13 protein-coding genes and 1 pseudogene are annotated in these 16,337 nt (G+C 71.6%); 7 read left to right on the top strand and 7 right to left on the bottom strand.

The annotated features are described in order from the left end of the window. The first annotated feature begins 2 nt into the window (after nt 1-2). Nucleotides 3-398 (top strand): hypothetical protein, encoded by a 396-nt coding sequence (locus tag HNR40_RS37655; RefSeq protein ID WP_184970077.1) that lies wholly within the window; start codon nt 3-5, stop codon nt 396-398. Here HNR40_RS37655 and HNR40_RS37650 read toward each other — a convergent pair. Genes HNR40_RS37650 through HNR40_RS37640 form a run of 3 tightly spaced genes read right to left on the bottom strand, consistent with a single transcriptional unit; the run spans nt 376 to nt 2,995 of the window. Beyond that, nucleotides 376-654, bottom strand: coding sequence for an antibiotic biosynthesis monooxygenase family protein (locus HNR40_RS37650; RefSeq protein WP_184970075.1), 279 nt, complete (start codon nt 652-654; stop codon nt 376-378). The genes HNR40_RS37655 and HNR40_RS37650 overlap by 23 nt on opposite strands. After that, a complete protein-coding gene (locus HNR40_RS37645; protein WP_184970073.1) occupies nt 651-1,076 on the bottom strand; it encodes a DUF2867 domain-containing protein in 426 nt (141 codons plus the stop codon). The genes HNR40_RS37650 and HNR40_RS37645 overlap by 4 nt, the downstream gene beginning before the upstream one ends. Continuing rightward, the gene (locus tag HNR40_RS37640) at nt 1,073-2,995 is read right to left on the bottom strand and encodes a fumarylacetoacetate hydrolase family protein (RefSeq protein ID WP_184970071.1); all 1,923 of its coding nucleotides are present in this window, start codon (nt 2,993-2,995) and stop codon (nt 1,073-1,075) included. The genes HNR40_RS37645 and HNR40_RS37640 overlap by 4 nt, the downstream gene beginning before the upstream one ends. Nucleotides 2,996-3,052: 57 nt before the next feature. Here HNR40_RS37640 and HNR40_RS37635 point away from each other — a divergent pair, with 57 nt between their 5' ends. Further along, entirely contained in the window at nt 3,053-3,631 is a 579-nt protein-coding gene (locus HNR40_RS37635; RefSeq protein WP_184970069.1) for a TetR/AcrR family transcriptional regulator, read from the top strand. Between the two features lie 110 nt (nt 3,632-3,741). Here the strand turns inward: HNR40_RS37635 and HNR40_RS37630 are convergent, their stop codons facing one another. Further along, nucleotides 3,742-5,667 (bottom strand): glycosyl hydrolase family 8, encoded by a 1,926-nt coding sequence (locus HNR40_RS37630; protein WP_246509859.1) that lies wholly within the window; start codon nt 5,665-5,667, stop codon nt 3,742-3,744. Nucleotides 5,668-5,778: 111 nt separating this feature from the next. Further along, nucleotides 5,779-6,087 carry a hypothetical protein gene (locus HNR40_RS37625; protein WP_184970067.1) on the bottom strand — a complete coding sequence of 103 codons (309 nt, stop codon included), beginning with the start codon at nt 6,085-6,087 and terminating at the stop codon, nt 5,779-5,781. Between the two features lie 63 nt (nt 6,088-6,150). Here HNR40_RS37625 and HNR40_RS58130 point away from each other — a divergent pair. Continuing rightward, a pseudogene (locus HNR40_RS58130) lies at nt 6,151-6,489 on the top strand (class III lanthionine synthetase LanKC N-terminal domain-containing protein); the annotation flags it as partial. 1,040 nt (nt 6,490-7,529) lie between these two features. Here HNR40_RS58130 and HNR40_RS37620 read toward each other — a convergent pair. Beyond that, entirely contained in the window at nt 7,530-10,448 is a 2,919-nt protein-coding gene (locus HNR40_RS37620; RefSeq protein ID WP_184970065.1) for an AfsR/SARP family transcriptional regulator, read from the bottom strand. A gap of 206 nt (nt 10,449-10,654) precedes the next feature. Here HNR40_RS37620 and HNR40_RS37615 point away from each other — a divergent pair, with 206 nt between their 5' ends. The 4 genes from HNR40_RS37615 to HNR40_RS37600 all read left to right on the top strand — a co-directional run bounded on the left by HNR40_RS37615 (nt 10,655) and on the right by HNR40_RS37600 (nt 14,963). Continuing rightward, nucleotides 10,655-11,659 (top strand): sugar ABC transporter substrate-binding protein, encoded by a 1,005-nt coding sequence (locus HNR40_RS37615; protein WP_184970063.1) that lies wholly within the window; start codon nt 10,655-10,657, stop codon nt 11,657-11,659. After that, nucleotides 11,656-13,134 (top strand): sugar ABC transporter ATP-binding protein, encoded by a 1,479-nt coding sequence (locus HNR40_RS37610; protein ID WP_184970061.1) that lies wholly within the window; start codon nt 11,656-11,658, stop codon nt 13,132-13,134. The genes HNR40_RS37615 and HNR40_RS37610 overlap by 4 nt, the downstream gene beginning before the upstream one ends. Next, a complete protein-coding gene (locus tag HNR40_RS37605; RefSeq protein WP_184970059.1) occupies nt 13,131-14,063 on the top strand; it encodes an ABC transporter permease in 933 nt (310 codons plus the stop codon). Before HNR40_RS37610 ends, HNR40_RS37605 begins: the two co-directional genes overlap by 4 nt. A 75-nt stretch (nt 14,064-14,138) precedes the next feature. Next, nucleotides 14,139-14,963 (top strand): SAM-dependent methyltransferase, encoded by an 825-nt coding sequence (locus tag HNR40_RS37600; RefSeq protein WP_184970058.1) that lies wholly within the window; start codon nt 14,139-14,141, stop codon nt 14,961-14,963. Between the two features lie 12 nt (nt 14,964-14,975). Here the strand turns inward: HNR40_RS37600 and HNR40_RS37595 are convergent, their stop codons facing one another. After that, nucleotides 14,976-16,277, bottom strand: coding sequence for an aspartate aminotransferase family protein (locus tag HNR40_RS37595; protein WP_221341313.1), 1,302 nt, complete (start codon nt 16,275-16,277; stop codon nt 14,976-14,978). Between the last annotated feature and the right edge of the window lie 60 nt (nt 16,278-16,337).

Raw genomic sequence — 16,337 nt, 5'->3', positions numbered from 1 at the left:
TCGTGCAACCTCTCCCCCACATGGCCGCCGTGGCCAGGACCGGGCTGGTCACCGGCCTGATCTCCACCGTTCCCGCCGTCGCCCTGCTGGTCGTCGCGCTGACCGCCGATCCGCGCAGCGGCATCGGTTATCTCTACTTCCTGGCCCCGATGATCACGCCGTTCGCGTTTCTGGTCGGCCTGGTGATGCTCGCCGCCCGCGGCGGGGCCCGCCACGCCGGCGGCGCCGTGGCGGGCAGCGTGCTGATCGTGCTGGTGGCCTACGCCGTCACGGCCCTGATGACCGACGAGCCGCGGACGATGCTTACCTTCTTCGTGCTGCCCCTGGGCGCCGCCGCCCTCTTCCCGCTCGCCTTCGTGACGGGTGTCTGGCTGGTCAGGGCGCCACGAGGCGGATGATCTCGCGCGGCCGTACCTCGCGCTCGTCGTAGGCGAGATCCACGTCGGCCGCCTGAACGGCGCCGAGCGAGGCGGTGAACGCCGCCTCCGACTCCCACTCCACGATGGACACCACCGCGTCGTCGGTCAGCCAGCACGTGGCCGACAGGCAGCCGGGCGCCCGCCGGAACTCGGCCGCCACCGCCTCGACACGGGCGACGAACTCCTCCCGGTGCTCGGCGCTCGGGTAGTGGTGGCCGATCATGCCGACCTTCATGGTGATCTCCTCTGGTTCTGGTCTTCGGTTGACTGCCAGCCCCGGCCGATCTTCCTGACCAGGGCGGGATCCACGATCAGGTGCCTGAACGGCCTGATCGCGAGCATGTAGGCCCGGCCGAGCAGGCCGTTCGGCTTCACCAGGACGGCCATCTGGCCGCGGTGGCCGCCGGCGCCGTCCGGGACCCACGCGATGTGCATCACCGTGTGCACGGTCCTGTTGGCCATCTCCGTCGCCCACTCGGTGTCGGTCTGGAAGACCGAGATGAACGGCACCGCGCGCAAGTCGGGGCCGCGATGGGCGAGCAGGTCGCCTGGGCCGCCGGGGATCGGCAGCGCCCAGACGTCCTCGACCCGGAAGCCGGGCGCCACCTCGTGGATGTGCCGGGCGTGCTTCGTGTGCTCGGTGTCCGGGATTCTCATGCGCGCGCCCACTCGGCCATCAGCGCGAACAGCGTGATGCGGTCGAGCTCCGGCTGTTCGGGGTCGAGCTCGCGGTAACGCTGGTAGACGTTGACCACGACCCGCTCGGCGTCCAGCCAGGCGGCGTACTCGCCCAGGTCGATGCCGAACGCTGCCTCCCGCACGTCCAGGCCCTTGGCGTGCGCGGCGTCGGCGTGCGCGACGACGTGGCCGAGGTAGTCGCGGACGGCGCGGATCCCGGCGGCGTCGGTCACCGGCCCGTGGCCGGGCACCACGGTGGGCGCGTCGAGGGCGAGCATCGTGTCGCAGGCGGCGATCCAGTTGGCGATCGGGCCCGCCCACACGATCGGCGTGCACCCGACGAACAGCAGGTCACCCGCGAACAGCACCCCCGCGTCCGGCACGTGCACGACCGTGTCGGCCCCGGTGTGCGCGGGACCGAGGTCGAGCAGCCGCACCTCGCGGCCGGCCACGTCGAGGGTGAGCCGCCGCTCGTAGGTCTGGTCGGGTCCGCGCAGCCTGATCCCGCCGAAGTCGAAGGCGTCGAACCTTTCCCGCAGGTACGGCGTGAGCACCGGCCCGAGATCCATGATCTGGAGCGCCGCGGTCATCTCCGGGGTCATCTCGGTACGCATCTCGTGCGCGGTCCCCCCGGCGGCGATGACGCGGACCGAGCCGGGCAGCAACTGGCCGCCGTGGGTGTGGTCGCCGTTGGCGTGGGTGAGCACGTGGTGGGTCAGCGGGTGGCGGCCGGTGACCTGCCGCAGGCCGTCCAGCATCTCGGCGGTGTGCCGCAGGTCGTAGAGCGTGTCCACGAGCAGCGACGCGCCGTCCCCGGTGACCAGCCCGGCGTTGCTCATGCCGTAGCCGCCGTCCGGCAGCAGCCACGCCCACACCCCGTCGCCGACCTGGTGCAGCCCTTTCGTGTACGGCACCCGCGGGCTCGGCGCCCGGTTGACCCTCGGCCCGCGCGGTCCGGCGGCGGGATCGGGTCTGGCGGGCAGCGGGTGCGGGGCCGTACCCGCGCGGACGGTCTGGCGGATCTCGCCGAGCCCCTCGGCGCGCAGCGTCACCACGTCGCCGTCCTTGAGCCAGCCGCGGAAGGCGGCGAGGTCGGCGAAGCTGAGGTGCTCGATCAGGCAGCAACCCGGAACGGTGCCGGAGCCGAAGACGTCGCCCGGCCGCAGCTCGACGCCGCGCGAGGCGTAGGCGACGACCTCGCCGAACGTCCAGTCCATGCCGTCGGTACGGCCGGCCCCCACCAGCTCCCCGTTGACCTCGGCCCGCACCTGGATCGCCAGTCGCCCACCGGGGTCGAACGGCAGCTCGTCAGGGGTGACCAGCCAGGGCCCGAGCGTGGTGGCGCCGTCCTTGCCCTTGGCCTGCCCGATCTTGAGCTGGCCTTCGAGCGCCTGCAGGTCACGGGCGCTCCAGTCGCAGAACAGCGTGTAGCCGGCGATGTGCTCCACGGCCTGCTCGGGCGTCAGGTCGCGCCCCGGCGCGCCGATCACCGCGCCGATCTCCAGCTCGAAGTCGAACCAGGCGCTGCCCGGCGAGACGGTCACCTCGTCGTGGGGCCCGATGACGGTGGCCGGGTTGGCGAAGTAGAAGGCGGGGATCTGGTACCAGGTCGGCTCCAGGGTTCCGGTGCCGCCGGTGGCTCTGAGGCAGCCGCGCATGTGGTCGAGGAAGCACAGGCAGTCGCGGATGGACGGCGGTCTGGGGATGGGCGCCTTCAGCGTGAGGTCGGCCAGCGGGGTGACCTGGGCGGGCTCGGCGAGCGCCCGCTCGCCCGCCTGCCGCAGCGACGGGCCGAGCAGCTCGATCAGGCTCGTGCCCTCAGGTAGGGCGTGGACCTGGTCGCCGTTGACGACGCCGACCCGGTCACCGTCGGCCGACGCGTAGGTGACGAAGCGCAAAATGACCTCCTGTGTTGGCCAGCATAGAATATGATTGCTAGCACATGAGGAGGTGCGGTGACAACACGTCGAGAGCAGACCAGTCAGGAGAGCCGCGAGCTGATCCTGGCGGCGGCGGCCGAGCTGTTCACGGAGAAGGGCTATCGGCAGACCACGTTCGCCGACGTGGGCGAGCGCTCCGGGATCAGCAGGGGGTCGATTCCCTGGCATTTCGGCAGCAAGGAGGGGCTGCTGCTGGCCGTTCTCGAACGCTCGCTGGCGGATCTGCGCGCCGGGCTCGGCGAACCGACCGCGCGGGTGGAGACGGCGCTCGACCTGCTGGCGGAGGGCGCGGGGGCGCTGTTCGTGCTGCCCGCGGGCAGGCTCTTCGTCAACCTGCTGGTGGAGGCGCTGGAGCCGGGCTCACCGATCCAGGGGCGCTACGTCGAGATGCACGAGGCGCTGCGCGAGCACGGCCGGCGGGTGCTGGAGCTGTTGCCGCTGCCGCCCGGGATGTCGGCCGAGGGGCTGTCGGTCCTGCTCGTCGGGGCGGTGATCGGCGTGCACCAGCAATGGCTGCTGGCGCCCGATCGCGTCGACTACCCGGAGGCGCTGGCCGCACTGCGCACGCTGATGGCACGAGCGGTGCTCCCCTGACCCTGAACAGACCTGATGCCGTTGGTGCCACCCCGGCGCGGGGTTAAGGCGCCCGTGCCCGCGCCGGGGTGGAGTGGGGTGGCGGCCGGTCAGGCCGGCCGCCGGGTACTTCAGGGCACCCAGTGGTTGTGGGTGGCGGTGATCATGACCTGGAGCTGGATGCTCGCCGCGAAGTAGCTGCTGGTGTCGATCGGCGTGGCCAGCATCTTGTTCCAGAGCGCGTCCAGCCAGGCCTGGCTGCCGGAGTCGGTCATCGCCGCCACCGCGAACGGGGCGAAGAACGAGGCGTCGCTGCCGGAGGAGATCTGCGTGCCGTTGAGCTTGTAGCCCATGGCGATCTTGCCGGGGTCGCCGCCGGTCTTGGACTTGACCCAGGTGTTCAGCTTGCGAGCGGCCGTGAGCGACTTGGCGTCGCCGCTGGTCACCGCGTCGGCGCCGATCCGCCAGGGCACGCGGCAGGAGTTCCACCAGTACTGGCCGTCGTTCGGGTCCTCCAGCACCTCTCCGGGCGCGGGGCGCGGCGAGGTGTTGGTGTCGACCACGAAGTCGGGCAGCAGGCCGGTGTTCGGGGCGTAGGTGGACTGCAGGGAGGCGATCACGTTCTGGTGCGCGTTGCGCACGGTGTCCCAGGTGGAGTCGCCGGTGGCCTTCTTGAAGGCGCGGAAGTGGTCGGCCATCCAGTCCGAGGCGCGCGAGACGTAGTAGCGGTGGTCGCTCGGGGTGCTCCAGTCGCCCAGCTTGAGCAGGTTCGTGGAGGGGTTGAGCTCGTCCTTCTTGATCGCGTTGATGTGCCGCACCGCGAGGCTCTTGTAGTTGTACGTGCCGTTGCTGCCCCACTGCCGATCGGCCAGGAGCAGGCCGTAGGCCACGTCCATGTCGCCGTCGGTGGCGCCGTCGCTGCCGTTGACGCTCTGGCAGGCCTCGTTCTGCTCGGCGGCGAGCAGGTCGGGGTTGATCACCGACGGGTGGTCGATCATCCACTTGGTCAGGCCGTCGAAGATCTTCTTGGCGTCCGGGTCGGCTCCGGCCATGGTCGCCGCGATCACCATGCCGTAACCCTGGGCCTCGGCCACGTACGGATGGGAGGCGTCCGGGGAGTAGACCTGATACCAGCCGTTGCCGCAGTTCTGCCGGAGGAAGGCGGTCTTCCACCGCTTGTAGTAGTCGATCACCTTCTGGTCGAGCGTCGCCTGGGCCCCGGAGGGCTTCAGCATGCCGGACGCGTAGGGGAAGGCGTGGCTGCCGAACGGTACGGCGGGCCCGCCGCCGGCCGCCTGGGTGGTGGCGGTGACGGGGGCGCTCGCGGGCGAGACGTTGCCCGCGGCGTCGCGGGCCTTGACCGTGTAGGTGTAGCTCGTGCTCGCGGTCAGGCCGGTGTCGGTGAAGGTCGTGCCGGTGGCGGTGTTGACCAGGGTGTTGCCTCGGTAAACCTCGTAGCCGGTGACGCCGACGTTGTCGGTGGCGGCGTTCCAGGCCAGCGACACCGTGGTGGAGGTGGTGGCTGTGGAGCGGAGGTTGCCGGGGGTGCTCGGTGGCGTGGTGTCGCCGCCGGAGGAGAACGAGCCGTAGGTCTCGAACTCCCACAGGGAGTAGCCGTAGGCGGTGCCGCGGGCGGTGCCGTACATGCGGATATAGCGCCCGCTGCCCGACAGGCCGGTCAGGTCGTCGGTGGCGCCGTTGCCGGCGGTGGTGGAGTAGATGTCGGTCCAGGTCGAGCCGTTGGGCGAGGTCTGGATTTTGTACGACTTGCCGTAGGCGGCTTCCCAGCTCAGCTTCACGCGGGAGATGGTCGCCGTGGCGCCGAGGTCGATGGTGACCGATTCGGGGTCGTGGCCTTCGGCGCTGGCCCAGCGGGTGCTCGTGCTGCCGTCCACCGCCTTGCCCGCCTCGAAACCGGCGCCCTCGACGGAGGAGGCGGTCGCGGGCCGGTCGCGGGAGATCAGGGTGTCGGCCGCGGAACTGGCGGCGGCGGGATGTGCGGTGAGGGCTGCGACCATGGCCGCGGCGGCGGCCATGGCTCTGACAACGTGCGGCATCAGCGGGGTCCTTGGGGGGTGAGGGTTCGGCGACGCCTTAGTTAGGAACCTTTCCTAACTTGTAGGACAGTAAAGAACCTTCGCCCGCTTGGCAAGAGCCCCCTCGCGCGATCAGCAGGGATAGAGACCGCGCCCCTGCCGGTGGGAGACGTTGCCGTACGTGAGCTTCTTCCGCTCGTAGGCCTTGATCGTGTACGGCCCGGGGTCGGGCCAGTTGGGGACGTCGACACAGACCGTCTTCGAGTGGCCGCACTCGTTGACGACCTTCACGTACCTGAAGAAGTTGGCGGAGCCGCCGTTGCCCCACCCCTCGTGCTGGACGCTGCACGCCGACGCCACCGCCGAGACGTCCGCCTGCGCCGGTGCCGCGATCGACAGGGAAACCAGCGCCGCGGCGCCGAGCAGAACCTTCTTGAGCATGACTGACTTTCCTTTCTGGGAGTTGCGCGGCGAAACGTTAGGGATGCGGGATTCGCGGCAGATATGAGCGCCTCATATCGAGCTCGAAGCGGCGGCGGGCAGGCTGTGGCCAGCCGATCAACGCCGAGGGGGACACCAATGATCGAGTGGGAGCATCTCGCGCCCTTCCACCAGCCGGACCCCGACCTCGACGCAGCGGACCGGCTGGAGCCCGCCCACCGCGAGCCGCACGCCGGCGGCAAGGCCGTCACCATTTACCCGGCCGACGACAAGGAGCTGGAAGACGCGCTGGAAACGCTCGGCCGCCTGCTCAAGGGCATCACCGGCCCGTACGCCCGCAGCGACGGCCCGCTGTTCGTCCGCCACGGCGCCTTCACCAAGCTCACCCGCGTCGGCGAGGAGGGCGAGCCGGAGACCCGCGACAGCGTCGGCTTCCCGTTCGCGATCGAGAGCGTCATGAGCTACTCCAACGCCGGCGGCGTCTACCTCGCCACCCGCGAGGGCACGGGCGAGCGCGTGGTCCTGGTGGAGGCCAGGCCGCACGCCGGCCTCGACCGCGACGGCCGCGACGCGATCGCCCGCCTCCAGGTCCAGCGCGACATCCTGCGGCGGCTGGACGGCCTGCCGTGCGTGCCCCGCCTGCTCGGCCACCACGTCGCCCGGGAACACCACTTCCTGGTCGAGGAGCACGTCGAAGGCGTGAGCCTGCTGGAGGAGATGGTCCGCCGCTACCCGTGCGCACACGACGCCGACGGCCCGCCGGAGCCCGAGGTCAGGGCCTATGCCGAGTGGGCCGCCGAGGTCGTCGGCAGGATCGGCCACGCGATGGAGCGAATCCACGAGCGCGGCGTGCGCTACGGCGACCTGCATCCCGGCAACGTCATCGTCCGCCCCGGCGGCGAGATCGTGCTGGTCGGCTACGAGTACGCCCGCGACCTCGGCGACACGACGATGGACGGCGGCGCACCGGGCCTCCACGCCCCCGCCGGGCTGAACGGCGCCGAAGCCGACCGCCACCAGCTGGAGCGCGTACGCGTCTGGCTCCACCTGCCGATGAACATGCGGCCAGAACACACCCCCGCCCAGGTCCGCCGAGCGATCGGCACGGTGACCGATCTGTTTCCCGTGGACGCGACCTTCACCGCGCAGACGGCCGCCGGGATCGACCTGACCGGCGACGGCCCGCCCCCGACACTGCCGACCGGCTGCCCGCCTACGGAGCGCCCACGCGGCCCTTTACCCGCGGCGGCCCGGCCCCGAGGACCGGGCCGGCGCCTAACACCACTCGTGGTCGCCAGGGCAGCCCCCGGCGACGACGGTCTGCGCGGGAGGCGACTGCGGCGGTTCGAGGTGGGTCGCCGCGGCACTACCTCCGAGCACTACGGCGACGCTGAGCAAAAGTGCGGAAAGACGGCGCTTCATCTGATGTCCTCCAGGACTGGTTACTTGAGGTGGAGTGCCTTCTCCAGCCAGTGCTGGGCGCCCAGGCTTCGGAAGGCGGTGATGGCGAGGTCGAGATGGTCGTCCGCGTCCTCGCCGCCCAGGCGGGCGAGCGCGAGGTGAGCGCGGCCGGAGAGCAGGAGGTCCCCGAGCCGGTCGGCCCCGGCCAGGGACGACACGAGCGTCTCCCTGCCGAGTCGCCCGTCCAGGTCCGAGAGCGCCTCCCCCAGGCTCAGCAGCACCCAGACCTCGCCGATCTGGTCGCGCTGCTCCCTGGTGAGCCGGAGTGCGAGCCGGCCGGCCTCGACGGCTTCGAGGTTCCTGCCCAGCGCGTGATAGGTGTCGGCCAGGCGCTTGGTCAGCAGTGCCTGCGTCCGCTTGCCGAGGGGAAGGGCCAAGGCCCGGACCAGTGGCTCCTCGGCCAGTTCCAGGCAGCCGGCGGTCGTGTGCAGGAGCGCGATGTTGCCGAGCGTCACCGCCTCCGCCGTCGAGTCGCCCACCCGCTCGAAGACGGCGAAGGCCGCCCGGAACTCCTTCAGGGCCGCGTCTTCCGCGCCCTGGTAGAGGAAGGCGACGCCGCGATAGCGGCGGGCCAGGGCCGCGCCGTACTCGTCGCCGACCTCCTCGAAGATCCGCATGGCCGTCGCGAGCGTGGCCTGCGACTCGGGCAGTTGCCGGCGCTGGTGGAGGATCTCGCCGAGCGACAGCAGCATGGCGGCCTCGCCGCGCCGGTCGCCGGACTCCCGGCAGGCCGACAGCGCCGCGTCCGCGACCGTGCGCCAGTCGTCGAAGTAGCAGGACATCTCGTAGAGGTAGACCGGAGTGGCGGCCAGCTCCCACGCCAGGCCGGCCCAGCCGAGGCGGGCCGCCTGGGTGACGAAGGCCATCAGCGTGTGGCGTTCGGCGTCGAGCCAGGTCATCGGGTCGGCGTCCAGCTGGGGTGGCGGTTCGGCCGGGTGGCGCGGCGCCGTACCCCGGAGAAGCATGAGGTCGTGGCGGGGGTGGTCGTGCCCGCGCGCGCGCTCGGCCAGCGCGAGCATGCCGCCGATCGCGCGGGTGAGTGCCTCCGCGCGCTGTTCCTGGCTCTCCTCCGCCTCGGCCCGCTCGATCGCGAACAGGCGGACCAGGTCGTGCATCGTGTAGCGGCGCTGCCCGCTGGCGTCGCGCCGGGCGGGCTGGAGCATCTGCGCGTTGGCCAGTTCCTCGCACAGCTCCTCCGCGCCGCGCAGCGACGTGTGCAGGAGCGCGGCGAGGGTCCAGGGGGCCAGGTCCCGCACTCCCTGGAGCAGGCCGATTCGCCGGAAGGCCCGCCGGGCGGGCTGCGGCAGGTCGAGGTAGCTCAGCTCGAAGGTGTTGCGGAGTTGCTCCTCGTCCTGGCGCAGTTCGTTCAGCCGGTGGCGCTCGGCGCGCAGGCTCCCGGTCAGTTCGCCCAGGGACCATGCGCTGCCGACGGCCAGCTTGGCCGCCGCGATGCGCAGCGCGAGCGGCAGGCGGTCGCACAGCTCGGCGAGCGTGGACAGCTCGTCGCCGTCGTCCTCGACCCGCCGCCGACCGGCGATGCGGCGCAGCAGCAGGCGCGCGTCGGCGGGCTGCAGCACCTCCAGCGCCAGCGGCCGGGCGCCCTCCTGTACGACGAGGCCGCTGAGCCGTTTGCGGGAGGTGACGATGACGCGGCAGGTGCCGGAGCCGGGCAGAAGCGGGCGTACCTGGTCGGCGGAGTGCGCGTTGTCCAGCACGACCAGCAGTCGCCGGCCGACGAGCATGCTGCGGTAGAGGGCGGTGCGCTCGGCGAGGCTCTGCGGGATCCGGCGGCCCGGCACCCCGAGCGCCCGCAGGAAGCCGTCCAGCACGCTCTCCGGTGCGGCCGGGGGGCTGCCGCGGGTGAATCCGCTCAGGTCCGCGAAGAGCTGCCCGTCGGGGAAGCGCTCGGCCCTGCGGTGTGCCCAGGCCATGGCGAGGGCGGTCTTGCCGATGCCGCCCACGCCGCTCACCACGCTGACACGGACGGCATCACCGGTTTCGCCGCCGGTTTCGTCGCCGGTTTCGAGCAGGCTGTCCAGCTCTTCCAGCTCCGCCTGCCTGCCGGTGAAGGCGAAGGCGGCGGGCGGAAGCTGCGCCGGCCGTACGTCGGCGACCTCGCGCTCCGGCTCTCGGGTGACCGGATCCTCCAGGAGGATCATGTTGTGCACCTCGCGCAGCCGCGGCCCCGGCTCCAGGCCGAGCTCGTCGACCATCAGCCTGCGTCCCTCGTCGTAGACGGCCAGCGCGTCGGCCTGCCGTCCGGAGCGCGACAGGGAGAGCATGAGCTGGGCGCGGGCCCGCTCCCGCAGCGGGTGCTCGCCGACGAAGGTCCTGAGCTCGGCGGTCAGCTCCCGGTGGTGGCCCAGGTCCAGCTCCAGCTCGACGCACTCCTCCAGCGCGGTCAGGCGCAGTTCCTCCCACCTGCTGGCCGCGTTGAGCAGGGCGGAGCTGGTGATGCCGCCGAGCACGGGGCCGCGCCACAGCTTGAGCATCGCGCGGAACGTGGCCGCCGCCTGGCCGGTACGGCCGCCCGCCGCCTCCTGCCGGGCCGCGGCGAGGCCCTGCTCGACCGTCAGCGCGTCCAGGGCCAGCGTCCGGGGAACCCGGTAGCCGCCCGCGACGGTCTCGATCAGCGCCGGGTCTCCTCCGGCCTTGCGCAGCGCGCCACGCAGGGCGGAGATGGCCGCGGCCACCTGCCCGCGTACGGAGGAGGGCGGCGCGTCCTCCCACACCAGGTCGACCAGGCGGCCGGTGCTGACCGTCTGCCCGCTGTGCAACAGGAGGGTCGCCAGGACCGCCTGCGGCCGCGGGCCTCCCACGTGGACGGGCCGGTCGCCGACCGCGACCTCCAGCGGCCCGAGAATCCCGAACCTCGTGCCCGGCTCTCCGCTCAGCGCCATCGGCGCCGCCCGGTCCGGCTCGCCGCGGAGGTCAACCCGGAATAGGTCATCACGCGGCCACCCCTGATCACGGTCTCTCTACTGCCCGCGAGGACCGTAACCGTGACCGCTTTCGATCGGTTATCGGTGGGCGAAAGCGCCCGCCGTTCCCTATGATCAAGCTCTCTGGGACGTGCACGTTCGCTGACATGCGAAGGAGACCGAAGATGGTCGCACGCTGGACCGGATTACCCCTGCTCGCCGCGGTTGTGGCGTTGGCGGCGGCGTGCGTCAACCCCAACACCGAGGGCGGCCCGACGGCGCAGCCGAGTCCCAAGGCCCAGAACCGCATCGCGTTCTTCGGCTTCGCGAAGGCGAACTCGTTCACCGCCGCCACGTACGCCGGCGTCGAGGAGCACGCGAAGTCCCGCGGCGCGACGGCCGAGTTCTTCGACCCCAACTTCGACGCGCAGGCGCAGGTCCGCCAGATCCAGGACGCGGTCACCTCCAAGCGCTTCGACGTGTTCGTCATCCAGGCCAACGACGGGGCCGCGGTGGTTCCGGCGGTCCGCTCCGCCGTACAGGCGGGGATCGCGGTCGTCGTGCAGTTCACCCCGCTCGGCACCCGCTACGACACCGCCGAGCCGCAGGTCGAGGGCACGATCACGCTGATCGACGTGCCCACGGCGAACGGCGCGGCCCTGGCCGAACTGGCCGTGCGCGCCTGCGCGAGCAAGAAGCTGGACCCGTGCGAGATCGCCTACCTGGAGGGCCTGAAGGCGCTCCCGCTCGACAACGCGCGCACCGATGCCGCCGTCGGGGCGTTGAAGAAGGCGGGCATGAAGATCGTCGCCCAGGTCGAGGGCGGCTACACCCAGGACAGCGGGCGCAAGGCCATGCAGGACGTGCTCCAGCGCGCGCCCGGCGTCGACGTCGTCATCGGCTCCTCCCAGGCGATCGCCGGCGCCGAGGCGGTCGCGAAGGGCAAGCCCATCCTGTACGTCGCCAACGGCGGCTCCCGCCAGACGGTCACCGCGGTCCAGGAGGGACGCTGGTTCGCCGCCTACTACCTGCCCGTCCGCACCCTGGGCGCCAGAGCCGCCGAGCTGGGCCTGGACAAGGCGCAGGGCAGGCAGGTGCGGCCGGGCAACCTGATGACCGACGTCACGCCGGGCAAGCACCTGGGCACCAAGGAGGTGCTGGCGGGCGTCACCGGCGAGTACGACGAATGACCGGCCCGCTCCTCCTGGAGGGCATCACCAAGAGCTACGCGGGCACGACCGTGCTGCACGGCGTCGACCTGCGCGTCGAGCCGGGACGGACGCACGGCCTGGTCGGCGAGAACGGCGCCGGCAAGAGCACGCTGGTCAAGGTGCTGTGCGGGGTAACCACGCCCGGCGCGGGGCGGATCGTCGCGGACGGCCGGGCGATGCGGCTCGACAGCCCGCGGGCCGCGCGGGCGCACGGGATCGCGCTGGTGACGCAGGAGGTGGCGCTCGTCCCCCGGCTCACGGTGCTGGAGAACGTCATGCTCGGCCGCTGGACCCACCGGGCGGGATGGTGGCGGCCGAGGGCCGACCGGCTGCTGTTCGACGGGCTGCTCGGCCGTACCGGATTCGCGCTCGACGCGGACCGGCCCGTGCGGGAGCTGCCCGTCGCCGACCAGCAGCGGGTGGAGATCCTGCGCGCGCTGGCGAGCGGCGCGCGGGTGCTGGCCCTGGACGAGCCGACCGCGCTGCTGCCGCGCACCGAGGCCGAGCGGCTGCTGGACCTGCTGGGCACGCTCGCGGCGGACGGGATGGCGATCGTGCTGGTCTCGCACCGGCTGGAGGAGGTGCTGTCGGCCTGCGACGTGGTCACGGTGCTGCGCGACGGCCGACACGTGCTCACGGCGCCGGCCGCGGAGCAGACCCCGCGCTCGCTGGTCCAGCACATGGTCGGGCGCCCGATCGAGGTCCTCTACCCCGAACCGGCTCCGGTCGCCGCCGACGCCCCGGTGGTGCTGTCGGCCGCCGGGCTGCCCCAGGTGGAGCGGCTCGATGTCCGCGCCGGCGAGATCGTCGGGCTCGCCGGGCTGACCGGCAGCGGCAGGTCGGCGGTCCTGCGGCTGCTGTTCGGCGCCGATCGCCGCACGTCCGGCCACGTCACGGTCGACGGCCATCCGGTACGGCCCGCCTCCCCCCGCCACGCGATGGCCGAGGGCATGGCGTTGGTGCCCGAGTCCCGCAAGGAGCAGGGCCTGGTCCTGGTCCGATCGCTGCGCGAGAACCTGGCGCTGGCCGGTCTGTCCACCCGCCAGCACGCCGGGTTCGTCCGGCGGGCCGCCGAGGCCCGCGAGGTCGGCCGGTGGCTCGACCGCCTCGACGTCAGGGCGGCCGACCCCAGGGGCAGGACCGCCGGTCTGTCGGGCGGCAACCAGCAGAAGGCCATGTTCGGCAAGTGGCTCATGCGCGAACCGAAGGTGCTGCTGGTGGACGAGCCGACCAGGGGCGTGGACGTCGTGGTGAAGGTGGAGATCCACCGGCTGCTGGTCGAGCTCGCGGCGCGCGGTGTGGCCGTGCTCATGGTGTCGTCGGAGATCGAGGAGGTGCTCGGGCTCTCGCACCGCGTGCTGGTGATGCGCGGCGGCCGGGTGGCCGGCGAGTTCGCGCGCGGCGCGGAGCGCGAGGACGTCATGGAACTCGCCTTCGCCGGGCGGCCGCGATGAGAGTGCGCGACTCCGGGATCCTGCTGGCGCTGTTCGTGCTGGTGGTGGCGCTGTCGCTGGCCACGCAGACGTTCCTGACCCAGGGCAACCTGGTGAACCTGCTCGACCAGGCCGTCATCGTGGGGCTGCTGACCTGCGGGATCACCCTGTGCATGATCTGCGGCGTGTTCGACCTGTCGGCGAGCGCGGTGCTGGCCGTCAGCGCCGTCGTGGGCGTGCTGGCCGCCCGCGGCGGCGGGGTGGCGCTGGGGTTCGGCGCCGCGGTGCTCACGGGCGCGCTGCTCGGGGCGCTGAACGGCGCCGCCGTCGTGCTGCTGCGCGTGCACTCGTTCATCGTGACGCTGGCGCTGAGCATCGTCTACCGTGGGCTCGCGCTGGTCATCACGGCCGGGGCGATCGTGTATCCGGATCCGGCGCGGCTGACGGAGTTCCAGTCGCTGAGCTGGCCGACGGCTCTGGGCGGGGTGACCGTACCGTCGCTGCTGCTGCTCGCCGTCTCGGCGGTGACCTCGCTCGTGCTGTGGCGGACCACGCTCGGCCGGCGCGTGTACGCCGTCGGCGGCAACCCGGAGGCGGCGAGGCTCTCCGGCATCCGGGTGGGGCCGGTGCGGATCGTCGTTTTCACGATCAGCGGGGTCTGCGCGGCGCTGGCGGGCCTGGTGCTCGCGGCCCGTGGCGGTTCGGCGCAGGCGAGCATGGGCACGCTGCTGGAGCTCAGCGCGATCGCCGCCGCGGTGATCGGGGGCACCAGCATCCTGGGCGGCGAGGGCGCGATCTGGCGGGGCATGATCGGCGTGCTGATCCTGACGCTGATCGGCAACGGGTTCAACCTGCTCGGCTGGGATACGACATACCGCCCGATCGTCGAGGGACTGCTCATCCTTGCCGCCGTCGGCACGGACTACGCGTTACGGCATCGCGAGGAGTAACCAAAAGATCGCGAATAATGAGTGTTCATACCGTTAGCATCTGTTCATCGGATTGCGCTGATCAAAGGTGTGACGATGAGCAACCCCACGCGCGTGCCCTCCGGGATCAACCCGAACGTGCCCAACGCCGCGCGCATGTACGACTACTACCTCGGAGGCAAGGACAACTTCGCCGCCGACCGCGCCGCGGCCGAGAAGATCATGGCGCTGGGTCCCAGCCGCCAGATCTGCCTGGCCAACCGGTGGTTTCTGGGCAGGGCCGTACGCCATGTCGCCAACCTTGGCATCCGCCAGTTCATCGACCTGGGCACCGGGCTGCCCAACCAGAACAACGTGCACGAGGTCGCCCGACGGATCCACCCCAACGCGCCCGTGGTCTACGTGGACCACGACCCGGTCGTCATCGTCCACGCGCGGGCGCTGCTGGCCGACGTCGACGGCAACACCGCCATCGCGCACGCCGACATCCGCGAGCCGGGCACGATCCTCGACCATCCCGACGTGAAGCGGCTCATCGACTTCAGCCAGCCGGTCGGGGTGGTGTTCCTCGGCGTGCTGCACTGCATCCCCGACGAGGACGATCCGTACCAAGTGGTGCGGGCCTTCTCCGAGCGCATGGCGCCGGGCAGCTTCCTGATCGTCTCCCACCTGACCGACGACGCCCATCCCGAGGTGGGTGTGGCCGCCCGGAAGGTGTACGACAAGGCGGACACGCCCCTGCTGCACCGGAGCTTCGCGCAGATCTCCCGTTTCTTCGACGGCTTCGACCTGGTCGAGCCCGGCGTGGTCCACGTGGCGGACTGGCGGCCGGAGGAGCCGTGGGAGGAGGACCCCGAGGGCAGCGAGTGGTGGTACGTGGGCGTCGCCCGCAAGCCCGCAAGTCCTCAGCGCACCTCCTGACCGCAGGCCAGGTCAGATGAGGCCGTCCGCGCGCATCTCCTTGAGCACGTCCCTGGCCGCCTCCAGGGTCAGGTCGATGTCGGCGTCGGTGTGCGCGCCCGAGACGTGGTTGCGCTTGAGCGCCATCGGCAGCATGAGGAAGCCCTTGCCGGTCATCCTGCGGTGGAAGGCCGCGTACGCCGCGTGGTCGTTGCGCATCAGGTCGCGGTAGCCGGAGACCGGGCCGGTGCCGAAGTAGAGCACGAACACGCCGCCGAACCCGCTGACGGTCGCGTCCACGTCGAGTTCGGCGGTGATCTCGCCGAGCCCGTCGCGCAGGCGCTGTCCCAGCCGGTGCGTCCTGAGGTAGAAGTCCGGGTTGTCGCGCAGGTGCCGCATGGTGGCGATGGCGGCGTGGGCGGCGACCGGGTGGCCGTTGAAGGTCCCGGCGAGCAGCACGTCGGCGGCGAAGCGCTCCATCAGCTCGCGCGGTCCGGCCAGGCCCGCCGTCGGGAAGCCGTTGGCCATCGCCTTGCCGAAGGCGGTCAGGTCCGGCTGCACCCCGCAGACCTGCTGGTAGCCGCCGAGCGCGTGGCGGAATCCGGTGATCACCTCGTCGAAGACCAGCAGCGCGCCCTGCTGCCTGGTCAGCTCGCGCAGGCCCTCGACGAACTCCTGCGTGGGCACCAGCGCGCCGACGTTGTGCGGGATCGGCTCCAGGAAGACCGCGGCGATCTGCTCGGGATGGGACTCGAACAGGGCGCGCACCGAGTCCAGGTCGTTGAACTCGGCGATGAGCGTGGCGTCCACGGCCGAGTCGAGCAGCCCGGCGGAGAGCGGGTCGCGGCCGTAGGCGGATTCGGGCTTGGAGATCACGTTCCTGGCCAGGGCGTCGCCCCATCCGTGATAGCAGCCCTGGAACTTGACCAGCAGCGACCGGCCGGTGACCGCGCGGGCCAGGCGGACCGCCTGGACGGTGGCCTCCGAGCCGCTCATCGTGGTGATCATCATCTCGGCGGACGGGATGAGCTCGCAGGCCAGCTCGGCCAGCTCGACCTCGATCGGCGTCACGCCCAGGCCCATCAGGTCGACGCCGTCGAGTGCGGTCAGGACCGCCTGCCGTACGGCCGGATGGTTGTGACCGAGCAGAACGGCGCCGAAGGCGGCGTGGTAGTCCAGGTAGCGGTGGCCGTCGGCGTCGCTCACATAGGCGCCGTCGGCGGCGGTGAAGGCGTACGGCGCGCCCACCTGGCGGGTGGCGGAGTTGACGCCTCCCGGCAGAACCCGGCGCGCGGCCTCGTCGATCGCGTGTCCCAGCGGACGGTCTAATTCCACAACTGCTCCTTACGTGAAAAGACGTTCCATGTCGCGGAAGTTACGTGGAAGGAGATTCCA

Source organism: Nonomuraea endophytica, from assembly GCF_014203235.1.
GTDB lineage: Bacteria > Actinomycetota > Actinomycetes > Streptosporangiales > Streptosporangiaceae > Nonomuraea > Nonomuraea endophytica.
Note: the sequence above shows the minus strand (reverse complement) of the source record. Positions and strands in the feature narration are given on the sequence as shown.

Excerpts from the sequence above, each read along its gene's own strand:
- HNR40_RS37650 (WP_184970075.1), bottom strand. The coding sequence starts at position 654 with ATGAAGGTCGGCATGATCGGCCACCACTACCCGAGCGCCGAGCACCGG.
- HNR40_RS37645 (WP_184970073.1), bottom strand. The coding sequence starts at position 1,076 with ATGAGAATCCCGGACACCGAGCACACGAAGCACGCCCGGCACATCCAC.
- HNR40_RS37630 (WP_246509859.1), bottom strand. The coding sequence starts at position 5,667 with ATGCCGCACGTTGTCAGAGCCATGGCCGCCGCCGCGGCCATGGTCGCA.
- HNR40_RS37625 (WP_184970067.1), bottom strand. The coding sequence starts at position 6,087 with ATGCTCAAGAAGGTTCTGCTCGGCGCCGCGGCGCTGGTTTCCCTGTCG.
- HNR40_RS37620 (WP_184970065.1), bottom strand. The coding sequence starts at position 10,448 with ATGGCGCTGAGCGGAGAGCCGGGCACGAGGTTCGGGATTCTCGGGCCG.
- HNR40_RS37615 (WP_184970063.1), top strand. The coding sequence starts at position 10,655 with ATGGTCGCACGCTGGACCGGATTACCCCTGCTCGCCGCGGTTGTGGCG.
- HNR40_RS37610 (WP_184970061.1), top strand. The coding sequence starts at position 11,656 with ATGACCGGCCCGCTCCTCCTGGAGGGCATCACCAAGAGCTACGCGGGC.
- HNR40_RS37605 (WP_184970059.1), top strand. The coding sequence starts at position 13,131 with ATGAGAGTGCGCGACTCCGGGATCCTGCTGGCGCTGTTCGTGCTGGTG.
- HNR40_RS37600 (WP_184970058.1), top strand. The coding sequence starts at position 14,139 with ATGAGCAACCCCACGCGCGTGCCCTCCGGGATCAACCCGAACGTGCCC.